Source organism: Streptomyces sp. NPDC088387 (genome assembly GCF_044753385.1).
In the GTDB taxonomy this organism is placed as follows: Bacteria; Actinomycetota; Actinomycetes; order Streptomycetales; family Streptomycetaceae; genus Streptomyces.
Genome location: NZ_JBIVNC010000003.1, coordinates 398,471 through 418,051, shown reverse-complemented (window position 1 = coordinate 418,051; position 19,581 = coordinate 398,471). Strand labels below are relative to the sequence as shown.

The window sequence follows — 19,581 nt, the reverse complement described above, 5'->3', positions numbered from 1 at the left end:
CGGGGTCCCGGGTCCTAGGTCCTGCGGTCCGGTCCGCTTGCCGCCGGGGCCTAGGACGCGGTGGTGCCGGGATCGATCGCGAGCACGATGCGGCTGCTCGGGGGCGGGACGACGATGTTCGTACGGGCCGGTCCGGCCGGTGGAGTCCCGACGAAGGAGTGTGTGATGTCGTACCCGGAGTACACCGAGTACGCGGAGTACCCCGAGCCCCGCTACGAGGGAGACAGGGGCACGGTGAACGCGGTCTTCCGCCCGGCCGCCACACCCCCGGAGCTCTCCTCGCCGGGCGGCTCGACCCACTACCTCGCCACGCACGCGCAGACCGGCGGCGAGTTCGGGCTGTACAAGGTGGAGTTGGGGCCCCGGTCCCCCGGCCCGGAGACCCACTTCCACAAGGGGATCTCGGAGTCCTTCTACGTGCTGTCCGGCGAACTGTCCCTCTACAACGGGGAGAAGTGGGTCACCGGCCGCGCGGGCGATTTCCTCTACGTCCCGGTCGGCGGCCTGCACGCCTTCAGGAACGTGTCCGACGAACCCACCTCCATGCTGCTGCTCTTCGCGCCGGGCGCCCCGCGCGAGGAGTACTTCGAGCAGGTGGCCGAGGTGTCACGACGGGGGAGCGAGGAGCTGAAGCGGTTCCGCGTCCGGCACGACAGCTACTTCCTGGAGGACTTCGAGGGGGAGCCGGAAGGGGACTAGGGGGAGGGCGAGTCGCCGTCAGGGGCGTTCGTCGCCGCCGCGTCGAGCAGGGGGCCCAGTTCGCGGGCGACCGTGGTCAGGGCGCGTACGTCCCGCTCCGCGCGGGCGATCACGATCGCCCCCTCGACGGCGCTGATCATCAGTGTGGCGAGCGGCTCGGCCCGTTCGGCGGGTACGCCCAGGTCGGTGAGGGCGGTGGCCACCGGCCCGGTCCAGACGGCGAACGCCGCGGCGGCGGCCTCCCGGGTGGACGGGGCCGACGCGGCGCAGTCCACGGTGGCGGCGGCGACCGGGCAGCCGCCGGCCACAAAGCCGGTGGTCTCGTACTCGTGGGTCCACTGGCGGACCATCTCGGCGAACAGCGCGCCCGGCGTCGGCTGCGGCAGCGCGGCGAGGAACCGGGCGACCCGCTTGCCCGCGTAGCGGCCGGCCCAGCCGACGGCCTCGTTGACCAGCTGTTCCTTGCCGCCGGGGAAGTAGTGCTGGAGCGAGCCGCGCGGTGCGCCGGCGTGTGCGGCGACCTCGCGCATCCCGGTGGCGGCGACCCCGTCGCGCCGGATCAGCTGGGCGGCGCTGAAGACCATCCGCTCCCGTGGGCCGTGCGTGGACGCCCGGTCCGCCGCCATCCGCCTACCTCCACCACCGTCCGCGGCCCCCCGGCATCCCGGTCGTCGGGGGTCCCGTACCCCCAGCCTATGACCGTGGTCATAGACGCGACTACCATGACCGCTGTCATAGTCAGCTGTGGCCACGGTTCGACGGCGGCCCGTGTGCCGGGAACGGCGGTGCATCGTGTCCCTGGGATTCCTGGGTCTGGGCGTCATGGGGCAGCCCATGGCCCTCAACCTGGCCCGCGCCGGAACACCCCTCGTGGTGTGGAACCGCACCCCCGAGCGCTGCGAGCCGCTGCGTGAGGCGGGGGCCGAGGTCGCCGCGAGCCCGGACGAGGTGTTCGAGCGGGCCGGGACCGTGATCCTGATGCTGGCCCACGACGCCGCGATCGACGCCGTGCTCGGGCGCGGCACTCCGGACTTCGCGGCCCGGGTCGCGGGGCACACGGTCGTCCACATGGGCACGACCGCGCCGGAGTACTCGGCGGGCCTGCGGGACGACGTCCGGGCGGCGGGCGGCCGGTATGTCGAGGCCCCGGTCTCCGGGTCCCGGGTCCCCGCCGAGCAGGGGCAGTTGGTGGCGATGGTGGCGGGCGACACGGACGCGGTGGCGGAAGTACGGCCGCTGCTGGCGCCGATGTGCCGGGAGACGTTCGCCTGCGGACCCGTGCCGGGGGCGCTGCTGATGAAGCTCTCGGTGAACCTGTTCCTGATCACCCAGGTCACCGGGCTCGTCGAGACGTTCCACTTCGCCGAACGGCACGGGCTCGACCAGGCGCTGCTGCGGGACGTACTGGACGCGGGTCCGATGGCGAGCGCGGTCTCGCGGATGAAGGCGCCCAAGCTGCTGGCCCGGGACTTCACCGTGCAGGCGGGCGCGGCGGACGTACTGAAGAACAACGAGCTGATCGCGCGGGCCGCCCGCAGGGCGGGGCTCGCCTCGCCGCTGCTCGACGTCTGTCACGCCCTCTTCGGCGAGACGGTGGCGCAGGGGCACGGCCACGAGGACATGGTGGCCGTGGTGCGCGCGCTGGAGGCACGGACGGACGGCTCGGCACCGCCTCAGCGATAGGGACACCACCGGGAACAGGGCCACCCCCGGACCATGAGCGGTCCGGGGGTGGCCCCGATCACTTCCCGATCACTTCCCGATCACTTCAGGGCCGTGCTGCCGGCCGGCCCGTCCGGAGGTCAGGCCTCCAGGGTGAAGAGGTTGAACTCCTCCCAGGAGCCCGAGATCTCGGCCGAGCGGGCGCGCAGGGCGTACTGGTGCGTGCCGGTGATGCCGTTCTCCATCGCGACGAACTGGTTGTTCAGCGTGGACTGGAGGGCGTAGCGGTCCAGGTCCGAGTTGTAGTAGACGATGAACCGCTCCCAGCCGCCGACGCTCGCGGAGCGGGCGCGCAGCTCGTTCTTCGCGTTGCCGGTGAAGTTCTTCTCGACGGCGACGTAGAGGTTGTTGGCCAGGGAACGGATCGAGTACGTCTCGGTGGCCTCGTCCCACTCGAAGGCGAAGCCCTCCCACGAGCCGTTGTACGCGGCCGAACGGGCGCGCAGGACACCGGTGTTGGGCGCGGCGTACGTCTTCTCGGTGGCGACGAACTTACTGTTCTTGGCCGACTGGAGGGCCACCAGCTCGGGCTCGGCGGCGACCGCCGCGCGGGAGTTGTTCTTCTCGGCGGCCTGGTTCAGGACGTCACCATCGACGGCCTCCCAGCCACTGGGGACGCCGACCAGCTGGTCGGCCTGCGGGGCCGCGACGGCCATGGGCGCGGTGACCGCGGTGGCGGCCAGCAGGGCACTCAGCGTCAGAAGGGCAGAAGTCGTACGGCGCACTGCGATACCTCACCATTCGTGAAACGGATTCCGGGCACGACGAGGCAATGGGCCCGCACTGGGCCAGGCGCTGATCTCTCCGCACGGCGGAGCCAACTCCCCCAAAATTCTTCCCCGTACCCCCAACTGCTGCGCCCGGTACCCCTCCCCGGGTACCTCGGCAGCCGCTCCGCCCTGGGGCGAAGCCGCATCAGCGTAACTGTGTGACGCAGCTTTGGGGAGGGAATTAACGGTACTTCTGAGGTGATCGGTGTAGGCGGCACTGAATTGCGGGCCGCGTCATCCTCCGTTCACCCTGGAGCAACCCCCCGTTCTCGCCCGGCACTTGGTCAGCGGCTCAGGGACCCCTCGTCCCCCATGACCACCACCGGACGCGCCTGCGGGTCCAGGGTCCGCAGCAGCTCCTTCATGTCGTCCTTCGGCAGGCTGACACAGCCCTGTGTGGGGCCGCCGTGGTCGACGTGCAGCCAGATGCCGCCGCCCTTCTCGGCACCCAGCGGCCGGGTCCAGTCCAGGGGCGTCGTACCGGCCTTGCGGTTGTAGTTGATGGCGATCACGTAGTCGAAGGACCCCGCGAGCGGTTCGCCCTCGAACCCTGTGCCGTTGAGCGTGAACGCGGGCCCCTGGTCGTACGGCAGCTCCGTGCCGGGGTCCTTCAGCAGGCCGCCCGCGTCGGTGAGACCGAAGACGCCGATGGGCGAGCGCAGGTCGCCGAGCCGGTGGTCGTCGGTCCAGCCGCGCAGGGCGTTGTGTCCGTCCCAGGGTCCGGCGGACGCCTGCCAGGCCTCGCCGGTCCGCTCGTAGAGGACGGCCGTGACGGTGTTCTCGTTCTTGCCCTCGCCGGTGACGACCAGGACCTGCCGGGAGTCGTCCGGGATCTCGGCCCTGGTCCGCGCGCCGAGGCCCGGGATCTGCTGGTTCGCGTTGTCGCGGGTCCGCGTGGCCGGTCCGGGCGCGGCGCGTTCGGTGACGACGGTGGTGGGGGACGCGGTGGGGGCCGCCGCGTCCTGGGCGGTGGTGCAGCCGGTCAGGGCGGTCGCGGCGAGCAGGGCCGCCACGGCCGCGGACACCGGCAGGGAGAGGGACCGGTACCGGGACCGGGACGGGGACGGAGAAGAGGACAGGGGTGAGGACATGGGGGCAGGCACGGGGGCCGCCTTTCGCGGAAAGTGAGGGGGAAGGAAGAGGTGAGGGGTGCGGCGGGTGGTCAGTCCGCCGTCGGGGGTGCGGTCGTGGGGGCGGGGATCGCCGAGACGACCTTGTCCTGCGGTGACGCGGCGTCGAACGCGATCGAGTCGAGCAGCGCCTGGACCGTGCGTGGCAAGCCGGACGAGGCACTCGCGGGGGCGCCGGGCGAGGTGGTGTCCGAGGTGCCGGGCGAGGAGGTTTCGCCGACACCGGGCGACGAGGTGCCTGAGAGACCGGGCGAGGAGGTGTCGGAGAGGCCGGGCGAGGACGTGTCCGTGGCGCCGGGTGGGGCCGTGTCCGAGGCGTCGGTGGCCGATCCGTCCAGGCATACGGACGCCAGGATCATCGCGGGCCGGTCCGTACCCCTGGCGTCGGCGATGGCGGTGAGCAGGCGTTCGCCGCCGAGCTTCCGGCAGAAGGTGCCCAGTTGCTCGCTCTGTACGACGCCCAGCGTCTTGCCGGTCGCCTTGTGGTGCGAGTCCTCGAACACCTGGAAGGCGACGATCGCTCCACCGGGCTCCAGCGGTTGGGAGAGCGGGGCGCAGGCGAACACCTCGACGGCCTTCGGTTCGCAGGCGGGCGACTTGGCGGGCGCGTCCAGCGCCTGGCTCGCGACGTAGCCGATCGTGAACTCCGGGGCCTGCTGCACCGCGGTCACGGACCAGCCGGCGGGCAGCGCGACGGTCAGCTCCCGCAGCTGCGGGAAGCGCACGGTGGCGCCGCCGCCGGGCAGGGTCGGCGTGGGGCTGTCGGCGGCCGATGACGAGCGTTCCGCCCCGGGCGCGGTGATCAGCTGGGGCACCACGAGCAGCCCGGCCACCGCGACCGCGCCGAGCAGCACCGCCCCGGTCCGCCGGCGCCTGCGCCGCCGCACGATCCGGGTGCGGACCTGGTCGAGGCGCCCGGCGGGCGGGCTCAGCCGGGGCACCCCGCGCTCCAGGAGGATCCGCACCTCCGGCGCCTCGTCGTCGTCCCGCGCACCCCGGTCAGTCATGGGGTGTGCCCTGCGCCGTCGCGGGCGAGAGCTGGGCGCGCAGGGTGCGCAGCGCCTTGGCGCCCTGGCTCTTGACCGTGCCGGGTCTGCATCCGAGCACCTCGGCGGTCTCCTCCACCGACAGGTCCTCGAAGTAGCGCAGCACCAGTACCGCGCGCTGGCGGGGCGGCAGCCGGCGTACGACGGCCGCCAGCGCCTGTTCCAGGTCGACGCCCGCGAACGGATCGCCCGAGGTGGGCGCCTCCGGCAGCTCGCCGGTCGGCACCTCGCCCCGCCAGCGCCGCTGCCACCAGGAGGAATACGTGTTGACCAGGGTCTTGCGGACATAGGCCTCGGGCTGTTCGTCCGCGATCCGCGACCACTTGGGCCACACCTTCGCGAGGGCCGTCTGGAGCAGGTCCTCGGCGAGATGGGGGTCGCCGGTCAGCAGCCAGGCGACGCGCAGCAGTCGGGGGCCGCACGCCGTCACGAAGTCCTCGAAGTCCGGCCGCACGCCGCACCTCACCGTCGTAGCGACCATGACCCCGCCATCGTGCCGGTGCTCGTCGTGTCATTCTCACACCTGCTCAACCAGTCGGAGTCCGATTCTGGTTGCCTCCGTTCCGAAATCGATCGACGAAGGTCCGTCGGCCGTCACGGGGCCGTACGTCCGTTCGGGGCACCCTCCGTCGGTGGGGGTCATGGAACTAACCGGAGCGGGCAGGCGTTGCCAGGACGACGACCGAACTGATGACGACCGGTATTGATACGGCAAAGGCCGAGGTGGCTGGCATGGCGATGTGGGATCGGATCAAGGACCAGGCCAAGGGTCTGCAACAGCAGGCACAGGGCGGGCGCGCTTCCGGCGGCCACGCGGGACAGACCGGGCACGCGGGCCCCGGAGCGCACGGTGCGTCGGGCAGAGGCGGCTCGAAGGCCCAGCTGGTGAGCACGTTGAAGTCCCAGCTGACCTCCTTGAAGGCGGAGCTGAAGAGCGGCGCCTACCGGGACGCGAGCATGGCGATGTGCGCCCTGGTCGCGGCGGCCGACGGACATGTGGACCCGGCCGAGCGCCAGCACGTGGAGTCGCTGATCCTCAGCAACGACGTGTTGTCGAACTTCCCGCCGGAGCAGCTGCGCCAGCGTTTCAACAAGCATGTGGACCAGCTGGCCTTCGACTTCCCGCAGGGCAAGGTCCAGGTGATGCAGGAGATCGCCAAGGCCGCGAAGAAGCCGACGGAGGCCCGTGCGGTCGTCCAGACCGGCATCGTGGTCGCGGGCGCCGACGGCTATGTCGCGCCGGCGGAGGAGCAGGTGCTGCGCGAGGCGTGCGCGACGCTGGGGCTGTCCCCGCAGGAGTTCGGGCTCTAGGAGCCGCTGGGAATCGGGCTCCGGGAGCCCATGGGATGCGGGCTCCGGCAGCCCGTGGTCAAACCCCGCCCGGCCGCGGACCGGACGCATACAGAGGGCGTACGGGAGCGGTCGGGCGGGTCGGCCCGGCGCCGTGGTCCCCGTGCGCGCCCACGAGCGCTCGCACGTTGTGATGACCGGCCGGTATGCGGCTGTGGAGTACATGCCGGTGCGTCTATCCAGGACGTATGGATGACCACCGCAGCGAAGCACGTCATCAGTCCTTCTCCAGGCGGCAGTTCGGTGTCGCGGCCGGTTCGGTCGCGGGCGCGGCGGCGCTCGTACCGGCCGTGGCGGGACCCGCCGCCGCCGGACCGGCCGTAACGGCACCCGCCGCCGAACGGTCCGTGGCCGCACCGGCCCACGCCCCGCAGGCTCCGCAGGCGCCGAGATCCACCGCCGACTGGGAGACCTGTCTCGCCGTCGCCCGTGCGCTGCTCGTCGTCGACGAGCACAACAAGCCACTCGTACCCGGGTATCTGAAGATCCTCGACGCCGGGCTGCCCCGCACCGGAACCGGCGGCAGGAAGAAGATCCTCGTGGTGGGCGCCGGGCCCGCCGGGCTCCTCGCGGCCTGGCTGCTCAAGCGCGCCGGACACCGGGTGACGCTGATCGAGGCGAACGGCAACCGGGTCGGCGGCCGGATCAAGACCTTCCGCACCGGCGGGCACGAGGGGGCCGCACAGGCCTTCGCCGACCCGAAGCAGTACGCCGAGGCCGGGGCCATGCGGATCCCCGGCAGCCATCCGCTGGTCATGGACCTCATCGCCCGGTTCGGGCTGGAGAAGCGGCCGTTCCATCTGATCGACGTCGACGGCGAGGGCAAGCCGGTCAACCGGGCCTGGCTGCACGTCAACGGCGTCCGGGAGCGCCGCGCCGACTACGCGAGGGCGCCCCGCAGGGTCAACCGGTCCTTCGGGGTGCCGGAGAAGTACTGGGACACCCCGTCGGCGGCGATCCTGAAGGCCGCACTGGACCCCGTACGCGACGAGTTCAGCACGGTCGGTCCCGACGGCAAGCGCGTCGACAAGCCGCTGCCGGAGCGGGTCGAGGGCTGGGCGCGGGTGATCCAGCGGTTCGGGGACTGGTCCATGTTCCGGTTCCTGACCGAGGAGGCCGGCCTCGACGAACGCACGATCGACCTGGTCGGCACGTTGGAGAACCTGACCTCGCGGCTGCCGCTGTCGTTCATCCACAGCTTCATCAGCCAGTCGCTGATCAGCCCCGACACCGCGTTCTGGGAGTTGGCCGGGGGCACGGCCGTACTGCCGGACGCGCTGCTGGCGGAGGTGCGGGACGTGCTGCGCCTGGACCGGCGGGCGACCAGGATCGAGTACTGGCACAGCGGGCGCGAGGGAGACACCGGGCGCGAGGGAGACACCGCGCACGTCCGGGCGCGCGGCCCGCACGTGTGGATCGACACCGTCTCCGAGGGCCGCGACGGCAAGGTGGTGCGCGAACAGTTCACCGGCGACCTGGCGGTGGTCACCGTGCCGTTCTCCGGGCTTCGGCAGGTGCAGGTGCGGCCGCTGATGTCGTACGGCAAACGGCGGGCCGTCGCCGAGCTGCACTACGACAGCGCGACCAAGGTGCTGCTGGAGTTCGCCCGCCGCTGGTGGGAGTTGGACGAGGCCGAGTGGAAGCGGGAGCTGGACGCGGTCCGGCCGGGGCTGTACGAGGCGTACCGCAAGGGTGCGGCGCCCGCCGACGGCAGTCTGCTCGGGGCGCACCCGGACGTGCCGGACGGACATATCAGCGACGCCCAGCGCACCCACTACGCGGCGAGTTACTGGGCCTCCCGCGACCAGCCCGAGGCGGCGGACATCGTGGGCGGCGGCTCCATCGCCGACAACTCCAACCGCTTCCTGATCAACCCCTCGCACCCGGTCGCCGGCAGCCGCGGCGGAGTCGTCCTCGCCTCCTACAGCTGGGCCGACGACGCCTCCCGCTGGGACTCCTTCGACGACGACGCCCGCTATCCGCACGCCCTGCGCGGCCTGCAACAGGTGTACGGGCAGCGTGTCGAGGTCTTCTACACGGGCGCCGGGCGCACGCAGAGCTGGCTGCGGGATCCGTACGCGTACGGCGAGGCGTCCGTGCTGCTGCCCGGCCAGCACACGGAACTCCTGGCCGCCATCCGCGCCCAGGAGGGCCCGCTGGTGTTCGCCGGTGACCACACGTCGGTGAAGCCGTCGTGGATCGAGGGCGCGCTGGAGTCGGGCGTACGGGCGGCGCTGGAGGCGCACACGGCGGACAGGCCCTAGGCTCGGGCGGGATCCTGCTACCCCCTCCCGCACGGGAGTTGGCATGATCGTGCGGGAGGGCCGGTTTTCCTGGTGTGTTCCCCACCGCGCAGGGCGGTGCGCACACACCGTCCCGCCAGGAGCACACCATGAGGCCGTCCCTGCGGACCGCCGTGTCCGCCGTGTCCGTCCTCGTCGCCGTGTCCGTCCTCGTCGCCGCGGTCGCCGTGTCCGTCCTCATGCTCCCCGCGGCGTCGGCCGTCGAGCCGGTGCAGGGCGCGTCGGCCGCCGAGCGGCGGCACGGGGCGCTCCAGGAGGGCCGGCAACGACGGCCGCGCGATCACCGTACGGCAGGCAGCTGCTCCAGCACACCAGCGGCCTGTACAGCTACACGGCCGACTTCCCAGCGCCGGCCGGTGCGGACGGCTACCGGCCGGTCGGGCGGATCTGTCCGAGGGTTGGGCGGATCTGTGTGAGGGCGGGAAGGTTGGACGGTCTGGTGGGAAGTCCAGGAGGTTGGACGGGGCGTGAGGGGGGGCGTCTGGGGGCGATGTCCCAGAGTCTTTGTCGGGGTGTTCGGGGGGCGGGGTTTTGTGGGGAGGAAAGGCCTACTCTGCCCGGGTCGTGCACGGGTGCCGAGGCTTACTGAGGAGTGGCCATGACAGCTCGGAGCGAGACCGCACAACTCGTCGGCCACCTGCGGCGGGAGACGTCTCCCGAGCGGGTCGTGACCTCCGGCGCCGCGTACGAGGAGTCCCGCACGCTGTGGAACGGCGCGGTCGGGCGCCGGCCCGGTGTCGTCCTGCGGTGCGCGGACGTGGGGGACGTGCAGACGGGGGTCAGGGCGGCCCGGGAGTTCGGGGTGCCGTTGTCGGTGCGGGGCGGTGGCCACGGCTGGACGGGCGACGCGGTCGCCGACGGCGGACTGGTGCTGGACCTGATCGGCATGCGGCGGGTGACCGTCGACGCGGACGCCGGTACGGCCGACGTGGAGGGCGGCGCGCGGGCCATGGACGTGGCGCTGGCCGCCGAGGCGCACGGCATGGTCGCGGTGACCGGCACGTCCGGCTCGGTCGGGATCGTCGGCTTCACGCTCGCCGGCGGATACGGCCCGCTGGCCGGGCGGTTCGGGCTCGGCGTCGACAACGTGGTGGCCGTGGACATCGTCCTCGCCGACGGTACGGCGATCACGACGGACGCCGACCACGAACCCGAACTGCTGTGGGCGCTGCGCGGTGGCGGCGGCAACTTCGGGGTGGTCACGTCGATCCGCGTCCGGGTGCATCCGCTGGCGGGCGGGGTCGCCGACCCGACCGTGCTGGCCGGCACGGTCATGTACCCGTGGGAGCAGGCGACTTCCGTCCTCAAGGGGCTGGCCGAGCGGCAGCCGCACGTGCCGGACGAGTTGACCGTGCAGTGCGGGGTCGTCACCGGGCCCGCCGGGGATCCGCTGGTGTTCGTGGCGCCGACGTGGTGCGGTGACGTGGCGGCGGGGCGGGTGGCGGTGGCGCCGTTCTCGCGGCTCGGCGATCCCGTGTTCGACGGGGTGAGGCCGACCCGGATGTCCGAGACGCTCGCGGGGACCGACGTGCTGTTCCCGGCGGGACGACATGTGGAGATCCGGGCGCGGAACGTACCGGCGCTCACGGACGGGGTGATCGACGCGTTCGTCGCCGGTGGGGAGGCGCTGGTGTCGCCCTTCGCCGCGGTCTCGACGCATGTGCTGCACGGGGCCGCGGCGCGGGTGCCGGTCGGGGACACGGCGTTCGGGGTCCGTACACCGCATCTGCTGGTGGAGAACATCTCCGTGTGGGCGCCGGGGGAGGATGACGCGGCGCATCGGCGGTGGGCCCGGGACATGTCGGAGTCGCTCGCCGCGGAGGCCCTGCCGGGCGGGTACGTGAATCTGCTCGGCGCGGACGAGCACGATCAGATCGCGCACGCTTTTGGGCCCAACCGGGGTCGGCTGCTCAGCGCGAAGCGCACGTACGACCCGGACGACATCTTCCACGCAACACCACTGCCCCGGGGGTAGCCCGGCGCGACGGGGTGCCGCGGGGCCGGCTGTTGCTTTCAAGGGGCGCGGGGAACTGCGCGACCAGCCCCCACCGGCCCGCGGCCGACCGACGGCCATTTCAGGGGCGCGGGGAACTGCGCGACAAGCCCCCACCGACCCGCGGCCGACCGACGACCATTTCAGGGGCGCGGGGAACTGCGCGACACGCCCCCCACCGACCCGCAGCCGACCGACGACCTTTTCAGGGGCGCGGGGAACTGCGCGACACGCCCCCACCGACCCGCGGCCGACCGACGACCTTTTCAGGGGCGCGGGGAACTGCGCGAACGACCCCCGCCGGGCCGCAACCGGTCGTAGGGCCTAGAGTCGCCGCTGAGCACGGATGTGAAGGAGCGGCCATGACCGGCGCGGAGGTCACCCCGGAGGACATCGCGGCCCGGTACGGCCTCGAACCCCTGCCCGTGGAGGGCGGCCTGTTCCGCCAGACCTGGGCAGGACCGGCCGACGAGACCGGCCGCCCCACCGGCACGGCGATCATCGCGCTGCTGACCCCGGCCGACTTCTCCGCCCTGCACCGCCTCCCCACAACAGAGATCTGGCACTTCTACGCCGGCGACCCCCTCCACCTCCTCCTGCTGTCCCCCGACGGCACGGACCGCCTGGTTGAGCTGGACAAAGAGGGCGAGGTCCAGACGGTCGTACCGCCGGGAACCTGGATGGGCGCGAGACCGGCCCCGGGCGGACGCTGGTCCCTGTTCGGCACCACGATGGCGCCCGGATTCCTGCCCGACGACTACGACGGCGCCGACGACGAGACGGTGGCGCGCCTCTGCGCCCGGCACCCGCACCACACCCCCCTGATCCGCTCCCTGCACCGCCCGCACGCACCCACCCGGATGGCCGAGGAAGCGCCCGATGAGTGACGTACGGGATCCGCGGCCACCGGATCCGCCGCTGCCGGATCCGCGGCTGCCGGATCTGAGCGGACGGGTCGCCCTGGTCACCGGTGCCAGCGGCGGCATCGGCGGCGGTATCGCGTGGCAGTTCGCGCGGGCCGGGGCGGCCGTGGTCGCCCACTACCACCACGGGGAGTCCCGGGCCGCCGCGCTCGTCGACCGCATCACGCGGGCGGGCGGCGACGCGATCGCCGTGGCGGCCGACCTGACCGTCGAGGACGACTGCCGGCGGCTCGTCGCGGAAAGCGCCGCCTGGCAGGACGGCCGCCTGGACGCGCTGGTCAACAACGCCGGAATCCAGCCCCTGACCCCGCTCGACGAACTGACCGCCGCGGACTGGCGGGGCATGTACGACGCCAACGTCACCAGCGCGTTCAGCTGTACGCAGGCCGCGGCGCGGGTGATGCGGGAGCGCGGCGGCGGATCCGTCACGCACATCGCCTCCATCGAGGGCCGGCACCCGGCCCCCGGGCACGCGCACTACAACGCGGCCAAGGCCGCCCTGATCATGTTCGCCCGGTCGGCAGCGCTGGAGTACGGCCCGCACGGCATCCGCGTCAACACGGTCTCCCCGGGCCTGATCGACCGCCCGGGCCTCGCCGCCGACTGGCCGGAGGGCGTCCGCCGCTGGACCGCCGCCGCGCCTCTCGTCCGCCTCGGCCGCCCCGAGGACATCGGCAACGCCTGTGTCTTCCTCGCCTCCGACACGGCGGACTGGATCAGCGGCACGGACCTCGTTGTGGACGGCGGGGTCGGCGCACGCCCCACGTGGTGAGCCGGCCGGCGTCCGCTACTCCCCGTACTGACTACCCGGCAGTACCAGTGGATCACCCGCACGCACCGTTCCCGTGCGCTCGCCCACCGCACACGTCACACCCGCACCCGGGGAATCTGCGCAGGAGCGTCACACAGGCTGCACATAGCGATGTTGAAGCCTCGTTAGCGTTGCTGGCTGCTCGATCCAACGTGTGAACGTGATCAGGCCGCGGCCACGGGCCGCCGGCGCGTCTCCACAGGAAGCCCGCAAATGGACTACTGCTCTTCGTGCCGCCGGCATCTCAACGGCGTCTTCGTGTGCCCCGGTTGTGGGGCCTACGCCCCCGACATAGCCCCGCCCTCCTCGGCGGGGCAGCCCCTCATGCCGCCGCGCAACGACACGGCGTGGGCCACCGCCCCCGTGTCCGCCCCGGTGCCGCCCGAACTCGACGCCCCCCAGGCCGACTTCACCGACACGGCCGCCTTCGCCGACATCGCCTCCTTCGACGACACGGCGACCCACGCCGACCCGGCCGCCGTCGGCGACACGGCCACCGTGCCGAGCACGGCCCCCGCCCCCGTATCCCCCGCCCCCGTCACCCCCGTCGCCTCCGACACGGCCGGGACCGAGACCGCGGACCCCCTTCCCGTTCTCTCCCACGGCCGGGCCTCCCGGCGGCGGCAGCTCGCGCGGCTCAAGAAGAGCCAGCGGCGGGCCGTGATCGCCACCGCGTTCGCGCTGGTCGGTGGCGGGCTGACGCTCTCCACGATGGAACGGGGTTCCGGCGACCGGGCCCAGGCGGCGACTGCGCCCGACACCTCCGGCATGGGCGGCACGGACGAGGAGGTCGTCGACCCGACCCTGCCCGACACGCCCCGCACCGACGACGGCCGGACCTCCCGTACCGCGCCCCCGCGTTCGGCCGACCCCGCCGAGCCGAGCACACCCGGCATTCCGCGGCAGCGGACCGCCGACACCTCCGAGTCCGTGTCCGACACCCGGACCGGCACGCAGGGCGGCGGGCAGCCGACCTCGGTGAACACCCTCCCGGAGTCGCAGTCCGCGGCGCCCCCCGCCTCCCCGCCGGACTCGGCCGGGGGCAGCACCCCGCCGCCGACGTCCGCCACACCGACGCCGACGCCCACACCGAGCGACCCGCCCGCCGGCGGCACCGAGCCGGCCGATCCCTCCGCCGACCAGCTCTGCCTGCTGGTGATCTGCGTCGGCTGAACCGCCGGTGATGAGACCCTGGCACCGTGATCGTCGAACGCGCGTACGCCCACGTGGCCGACACCGACCCCGGTGACCTTGACCAGTGGCCCTGGTCCGTGCCCGCCGTCCGCCGGCTGCTGGACGGCGGGCTGCGCTTCACCGCGCCGGTGACCTTCCTGGTCGGCGAGAACGGTTCGGGCAAGTCGACGCTGGCCGAGGCGCTGGCGGAGGGGTTCGGGCTGGACTCGTGGGGCGGCTCCGCCGGATACCGCTACGCCAGTGCGCGCGAGCCGTCCCCGCTGGGGCGCCGGCTGCGCTTCGAGACCGCGCCGGGCGGGCGCCGTATGTTCCAGGGCCCCCGCACCGGGCGCCGTGGTTTCTTCCTGCGCGCGGAGACCGCCCTGGACGCGCTGACCCGCGAGAGCGCGTCCGGCAGGCTCTCCGAGCACCCGGAGGCGATGAGCCACGGCGAGAGCTTCCTGATGGCGTTCCGCGAGGGCTTCCGGGAGCCGGGGCTTTACGTCCTCGACGAGCCCGAGTCCGCGCTGTCCTTCGCGTCCTGCCTGGAACTGGTCGCGCTGATGCACGAACTGGCCGCGTCCGGCGCACAGTTCATCTGCGCCACGCACTCACCGCTGCTCACCGCGCTGCCGGGCGCCGCGATCCTGGAGGTCGGTGACCACGGGATGCGCCCGGCGGCGTGGGAGGAGCTGGAGATCGTGGACCACTGGCGCCGCTATCTCGACGAGCCGTGGGCCTACCTGCGTCACATCCTGAAGTGACGGCCCTCCCGAACCGGCCTTTCCTCAGGCGGAGTTCGCCCGCAGGAACCCGGCCGACGGGACGAAGAACGCCGTCCCCGTCACCGCCCGCGAGAAGTCGAGCAGCGGATCGGGGCCGGTCTCCGTGGTGCCGAGGAACATCCGCCGCAGCATCTCGTCGGGGACCCCGGGGTCACGGGCGTAGGCGATGAAGTAGGTGCCGAACTCGCCGTGTCCGGGCCGTCCGAAGGGCATCGCGCCGCGCAGGACGCGCAGTTCGGAGCCGTCGGGCGCGGTGAGGGTGTTGACGTCGGCGTGGGAGCCGGGCGCGTCGTCGAGTTCGAGGTTGGTGAGCTTCGTACGGCCGATCACCCGCTCCTGCTCCTCGACCGCGAGCTTCTCCCAGGCGTCCACGTCGTGCAGGTACTTCTGGACGACGGCGTAGGAGCCGCCGTGGAAGGCGGGGTCCTCGTCGCCGACGAGCGCGGTGTCGGCGGCCGTGTCCCCCACCGGGTTCTCCGTACCGTCCACGAAGCCGAGCAGATTGCGGGAGTCGAAGTACGCGAAGGCCTGCACCTCGTCCTGGACGCGGGCCGCGTCGCCGAGCCGGCGCACGATCTCCGCGGCGAGCGCGAAACACAGGTCCGGGCGCTGGGCCCGGATGTGGAACAGCAGATCACCGGGGGTGGCCGGGGCGCGGTGGCGGGGGCCGGCCAGCTCGCGGAAGGGCCGCAGCGCGGCCGGGCGCGGGCTGCCGTAGAGAGGTTCCCAGGCGCGGGCGCCGACTCCGCTCACGCAGGTCAGCCGCCCCTCGGGGTGACCGAACCCGATGGAGCGGGTCAGCGCCTCGACCTCGCCCAGCGTCTCGCGGGCGGCGGCCTCGCCGCCGGGTTCCAGGGTCAGGACGAGGAACACCGCGGCGGCGGCCGGCGGCCCCACCACGGGCTGCGGCTCCCGCGACTGCCGTGTGCGGGACGGCGAAGGCAACGGCGAAGACGGCGAAGGCGACGGCGAAGACATGACTCCCCTCTCGTTCCGGGTGCGGCCCGGTCCCCGCCGCGGCGTGCATGGGCACACCGCCTTCCGCACCCGGACACGATGCCCATCGCTCCTTACGTCCACACATGTCAACTTCTTGTCCGCGCACGGCAGTCCGGCGCCCGTGAGCGGCTACGGCGTCACGCGTGCGCGGCGCGCTCGGCGACGGGCCTGCGGCGGGTCGACGGGTCCGTGAGATACGGCGGACGCCAGGCGCCGTCGGCCCGGTAGAGGTCGGTGCCGGGCTCCACGATCTCGTCGATCCGGTCGAGGGTGGCGTCGTCGAGCACCAGGTCGGCGCCCTTGAGCAGCCCGTCCAGCTGGTCCATGGTGCGCGGGCCGATGATGACGGAGGTGACCGCCGGGTGCGCGAGCGGGAAGGCGACGGCGAGTTCGGGCAGCGTGCGGCCGATCCCGTCCGCGACCTCGACCAGCTCCTCCACGGCCTCCAGCTTCCGCACGTTCTCCGGGAGCCGGGGGTCGAAGCGGTGCGGGGTGAGCGCGGCGCGTCCGCTGGTGAGGTCGATCGGGCCGTCCTTGCGGTACTTGCCGGTGAGGAATCCGGACGCGAGCGGGCTCCAGGTCAGGACCCCCATCCCGTACCGCGCGCAGGTCGGCAGCACGGCGGCCTCCACACCACGCGCCATCAGCGAGTACGGCGGCTGCTCGGTACGGAAGCGGGGCAGCGCCCGGCGCTCGGCCACGTGGTGGGACTCCGCGATCTCCTCGGCCGGGAAGGTCGAGCAGCCGAACGCCCTGATCTTGCCCTGTCGTTGCAGGTCGCCGAGCGCGCCCAGGGTCTCCTCGATGTCGGTCGTGGGGTCGGGCCGGTGCACCTGGTACAGGTCGATCCAGTCGGTGCCGAGCCGGGTGAGGCTGTCCTCGACCTCCCGTACGATCCAGCGCCGGGAGTTGCCGCCGCGGTTGCGGCCCTCGCCCATCTGGAAGTGCACCTTGGTGGCGAGCACCACGTCGTCGCGGCGCCCGCGCAGCGCCTTGCCGACGATGGTCTCGGACTCGCCCGCGGAGTACATGTCGGCGGTGTCGACGAAGTTGATGCCACGGTCCAGCGCGGAGTGGATGATCCGCACGGAGTCGTCGTGGTCCTTGTTGCCCACGGCCCCGAACATCATGGTGCCCAGGCAGTAGGCGCTGACCTCGATCCCGGTCCGCCCCAGCGGGCGGTAGCGCATGCTCATGGGCGGCACGGTACGTGCTGGAGCGGACTCGAACGCAAGGGCGTCGTGGGGGCTGCCCCACCGACCAGGGGCAGCCCCGCTGTGACGCCGCCGGGGGGAGGTGCGGTGCCGGGCACCTTGCCATGACAGCCGTGGGGGTGACCAACTGCCGGCGCCCGGCACGATCCGTCCCCCGGGCGGCACGACCAGCCTGCCGTGCCGGTGTGCCGGACACGGCCCGGAGCCACGAACGTCGGTACACGTACCGCCCGGTCGGGGGATACGTACGTACGCCAGGGCCGGCGGCCTAGGGTCCGGCGACCGCCGGGATCTCGGTACGTGAGGTGATGCCCAGCTTGGCGAGGATGTGCTCGACGTGGGCGTCGACGGTGCGTTTGGAGATGACGAGGCGTTCGGCGATCTCCCGGTTGGACAGGCCCTGGGCGACGAGCGCGGCGACCTCGCGTTCGCGCCGGGTCAGGGAGTCCGCGGTGCGGGTCGCCGGCCGGCGGGCGGGCGGGGCCGCGGGCCGCGGCGGCACAGGGAGGTCGGCGTCGGCGCGAACCGCCTCCAGCACCTCCTGGCCGCTCATCCGCGCCCCCGCCTCCCACCACCGCTCGAACTCGGCCGCGCCGAGCGTCGCCCGCACCGACTTCTGTACGGCGTCCTGCTCCTCCAGGAGCCGTGGCAGCAGGGTGATCGGATCGCCGCCCAGGCGCCGCGCGTGTTCGGCGTACCCGAGCAACCAGCAGGCACGGACCGGGCGTTCACCGCGGGCCGCGCACCACGCGAGGCCCAGACAGGCGAGCGCGGCCACCAGCACCTCGCCGATCTCGCTCGCCGCCTCCAGACCGGCCAGGAACCGGCGCTCGCTCTCCTCGTGGTCGCCGTTCAGCCACAGGATCAGACCCTGGGTCGCGGTGGTGGACGCGTACAACTGCCGCTCGCCCAGCCGCGCCAGATAGTCCAGGCCGAACCGGCACAGCTCCAGCGCCCCGGCGGTGTCGCCCAGCACGGCCCGCAGCAGCGCGGCCTCGTAGTGGACCACACCGATGGCCAGGCCGTCGCCGGACGCCACGATCCGCAGCCGGTGCCGCTCCAGTTCGGCGAGCCCGCCCTCGACGTCCCCGCCGAACACGGCCATCGCGCCCAGATACGCGGCGGCCGATCGCTCCACCCGCTCCTCACCGACCCTCACGGCCACCTCGTGGGCCAGCGGAAACCGTTCGACCGCCGTCTCCAGATCGGCCGTCCAGACGCCGAAGATGCCGGTCATCTGGAGTCCCCAGGCCCGCTCCGGGCAGTCCTGCGGGACCCGGGCGAGCCCCTTGTCGATCCAGTGCCTGCCCTCGGACAACGTGCCGGCCGCCCGCCAGTACGGGCCCAGCCGCGTCGCCAGCCACAGCGCGTCCACGGCCCGACCGTCGTCGCCCGCGCACCCGTACGCCAGAGCCGCCCGGATGTCGGAGATGTCCTCGCGCACCGCCCGGTGCAGCGCCACCTGCGCCGGGCTCAGGAACTCGTCCCAGAACCGGGCGACGAGCCGCTCGTAGTGCGCGAAGTGCCGCTCCTTCACCCCGGCCCCGGCGTCCGGGGTGCGCTCCAGGCGCCCGGCGCCGTACTCGCGCAGGGTGTCGAGCAGCCGGTAGCGGCCGCCGTCCTCGCCGATCCGCCGTACCACGGACTTGTCGACCAGCCCGATCAGCGCCTCCACCACCTGCTCGGGGCCGAGTTCGCCGTCCGCGCAGACCCGCTCGGCGGCCGACAGCTCGAACGACCCCGCGAACACCGACAGCCGCGCCCACAGCAGCCGTTCCTCGGCGGTGCACAGATCGTGCGACCAGTCGATGGCCGTGCGCAGGGTCTGGTGCCGGGTGAGCCGGGTACGGCGGCCACCGGTCAGCACCTCGAAACGCCGGTCGAGCCGGGCGACCAGTTCGGCGAGCGGTACGGCCCGCAGCCGTACGGCGGCCAGTTCGAGGGCCAGCGGGATGCCGTCGAGCCGGTCGACGAGCGCCAGCGTCCGCTCGCGGTCGGTGCCGGTACCGGTGAACCCCGGGGCGACGGCGGCGGCCCGCTGCACGAACAGATCGACCGCGTCCTCCCTGGCCAGCGGCGCGAGCGGTACGCAGTGCTCGCCGGGCACGTCGAGCGGCTGCCTGCTGGTCGCGAGCACACTCAGGCCGCCGGCCTCGCGCAGCAGGATGTCGGTGAGCATCGCGCAGGCGTCGACGAGATGCTCGCAGGTGTCGAGGACGAGCAGCAGCCGCCTGCCGCGCAGATGCTCCACGACCGCGTCCAGCGGGGTCATCCCCGACTGCTCCGGCAGTTCGAGCACGCCGGCGAGCGTCGCCGGGATCAGCTCCGGGTCCCGCAGCGCGGACAGCTCCACCAGCCGCACCCCGTCCGGGAACCGCCCCGCCACCGCCCCGGCGGCCCGCAACGCCGTACGGCTCTTGCCGACCCCGCCCGGTCCGACCAGCGTGACCAGGCGGGACTGCTCCAACGCGGTACGGATCAGCGCGAGTTCCACGTCCCGTCCGACGAAACTCGTCAACTCCACGGGCAGTTGCCCACCACGCCGCTGCCCGAACCCGAACCCCATACGACCCCCGACGCAGTCCATACAACCCATCACAGCGTAGGCACCCCCTCACCAACCGTGAATGCCCCAAGAACCGCCAAGCCGGGTGAACACCACG

General features: G+C 72.9%; 17 protein-coding genes. 9 read left to right on the top strand and 8 right to left on the bottom strand.

The window, feature by feature from the left end:
• Positions 1-165 precede the first annotated feature (165 nt).
• Entirely contained in the window at positions 166-699 is a 534-nt protein-coding gene (locus tag ACIQAC_RS10060; RefSeq protein ID WP_402189295.1) for a cupin domain-containing protein, read from the top strand.
• Here the strand turns inward: ACIQAC_RS10060 and ACIQAC_RS10055 are convergent.
• On the bottom strand, positions 696-1,325 hold the full coding sequence (locus tag ACIQAC_RS10055) for a TetR/AcrR family transcriptional regulator (RefSeq protein ID WP_402188803.1): 630 nt from the start codon (positions 1,323-1,325) through the stop codon (positions 696-698). The genes ACIQAC_RS10060 and ACIQAC_RS10055 overlap by 4 nt on opposite strands.
• 166 nt (positions 1,326-1,491) lie before the next feature.
• Here ACIQAC_RS10055 and ACIQAC_RS10050 point away from each other — a divergent pair, with 166 nt between their 5' ends.
• The gene (locus ACIQAC_RS10050) at positions 1,492-2,382 is read left to right on the top strand and encodes an NAD(P)-dependent oxidoreductase (protein WP_402188802.1); all 891 of its coding nucleotides are present in this window, start codon (positions 1,492-1,494) and stop codon (positions 2,380-2,382) included.
• 119 nt (positions 2,383-2,501) lie between these two features.
• Here the strand turns inward: ACIQAC_RS10050 and ACIQAC_RS10045 are convergent, their stop codons facing one another.
• From ACIQAC_RS10045 to ACIQAC_RS10030, 4 genes are all read right to left on the bottom strand, one after another.
• Positions 2,502-3,146, bottom strand: a complete 645-nt coding sequence (locus tag ACIQAC_RS10045) for a fascin domain-containing protein (protein WP_402188800.1) — start codon at positions 3,144-3,146, stop codon at positions 2,502-2,504.
• Positions 3,147-3,475: 329 nt separating this feature from the next.
• The gene (locus tag ACIQAC_RS10040; RefSeq protein ID WP_402188798.1) at positions 3,476-4,282 is read right to left on the bottom strand and encodes a L,D-transpeptidase family protein; all 807 of its coding nucleotides are present in this window, start codon (positions 4,280-4,282) and stop codon (positions 3,476-3,478) included.
• A gap of 71 nt (positions 4,283-4,353) precedes the next feature.
• On the bottom strand, positions 4,354-5,328 hold the full coding sequence (locus ACIQAC_RS10035; RefSeq protein WP_402188796.1) for a hypothetical protein: 975 nt from the start codon (positions 5,326-5,328) through the stop codon (positions 4,354-4,356).
• Positions 5,321-5,848 (bottom strand): SigE family RNA polymerase sigma factor, encoded by a 528-nt coding sequence (locus ACIQAC_RS10030; RefSeq protein WP_402188794.1) that lies wholly within the window; start codon positions 5,846-5,848, stop codon positions 5,321-5,323. The genes ACIQAC_RS10035 and ACIQAC_RS10030 overlap by 8 nt, the downstream gene beginning before the upstream one ends.
• Before the next feature lie 251 nt (positions 5,849-6,099).
• On the opposite strand from ACIQAC_RS10030, the gene ACIQAC_RS10025 reads away from it, so the two are divergent.
• The 7 genes from ACIQAC_RS10025 to ACIQAC_RS09995 all read left to right on the top strand — a co-directional run bounded on the left by ACIQAC_RS10025 (position 6,100) and on the right by ACIQAC_RS09995 (position 14,684).
• Positions 6,100-6,678, top strand: a complete 579-nt coding sequence (locus ACIQAC_RS10025) for a tellurite resistance TerB family protein (RefSeq protein ID WP_402188792.1) — start codon at positions 6,100-6,102, stop codon at positions 6,676-6,678.
• 227 nt (positions 6,679-6,905) lie between these two features.
• Positions 6,906-8,981 (top strand): flavin monoamine oxidase family protein, encoded by a 2,076-nt coding sequence (locus tag ACIQAC_RS10020; RefSeq protein WP_402188791.1) that lies wholly within the window; start codon positions 6,906-6,908, stop codon positions 8,979-8,981.
• Between the two features lie 637 nt (positions 8,982-9,618).
• Complete coding sequence (locus ACIQAC_RS10015) at positions 9,619-10,995, top strand: FAD-binding oxidoreductase (protein ID WP_402188789.1); 1,377 nt, start codon at positions 9,619-9,621, stop codon at positions 10,993-10,995.
• Between the two features lie 380 nt (positions 10,996-11,375).
• On the top strand, positions 11,376-11,900 hold the full coding sequence (locus ACIQAC_RS10010) for a cupin domain-containing protein (protein ID WP_402188787.1): 525 nt from the start codon (positions 11,376-11,378) through the stop codon (positions 11,898-11,900).
• Positions 11,893-12,708 (top strand): SDR family NAD(P)-dependent oxidoreductase, encoded by an 816-nt coding sequence (locus ACIQAC_RS10005; protein WP_402188785.1) that lies wholly within the window; start codon positions 11,893-11,895, stop codon positions 12,706-12,708. The genes ACIQAC_RS10010 and ACIQAC_RS10005 overlap by 8 nt, the downstream gene beginning before the upstream one ends.
• A 252-nt stretch (positions 12,709-12,960) precedes the next feature.
• Positions 12,961-13,920 carry a hypothetical protein gene (locus ACIQAC_RS10000; protein ID WP_402188783.1) on the top strand — a complete coding sequence of 320 codons (960 nt, stop codon included), beginning with the start codon at positions 12,961-12,963 and terminating at the stop codon, positions 13,918-13,920.
• 26 nt (positions 13,921-13,946) lie between these two features.
• A complete protein-coding gene (locus ACIQAC_RS09995) occupies positions 13,947-14,684 on the top strand; it encodes an AAA family ATPase (protein WP_402188781.1) in 738 nt (245 codons plus the stop codon).
• Between the two features lie 24 nt (positions 14,685-14,708).
• On the opposite strand, the gene ACIQAC_RS09990 is transcribed toward ACIQAC_RS09995, so the two are convergent.
• From ACIQAC_RS09990 to ACIQAC_RS09980, 3 genes are all read right to left on the bottom strand, one after another.
• Complete coding sequence (locus ACIQAC_RS09990; RefSeq protein ID WP_402188780.1) at positions 14,709-15,605, bottom strand: Dyp-type peroxidase; 897 nt, start codon at positions 15,603-15,605, stop codon at positions 14,709-14,711.
• 236 nt (positions 15,606-15,841) lie between these two features.
• Positions 15,842-16,894, bottom strand: coding sequence for an aldo/keto reductase (locus ACIQAC_RS09985; RefSeq protein WP_402189293.1), 1,053 nt, complete (start codon positions 16,892-16,894; stop codon positions 15,842-15,844).
• A gap of 292 nt (positions 16,895-17,186) precedes the next feature.
• The gene (locus ACIQAC_RS09980) at positions 17,187-19,484 is read right to left on the bottom strand and encodes a LuxR C-terminal-related transcriptional regulator (protein WP_402189292.1); all 2,298 of its coding nucleotides are present in this window, start codon (positions 19,482-19,484) and stop codon (positions 17,187-17,189) included.
• Positions 19,485-19,581 lie beyond the last annotated feature (97 nt).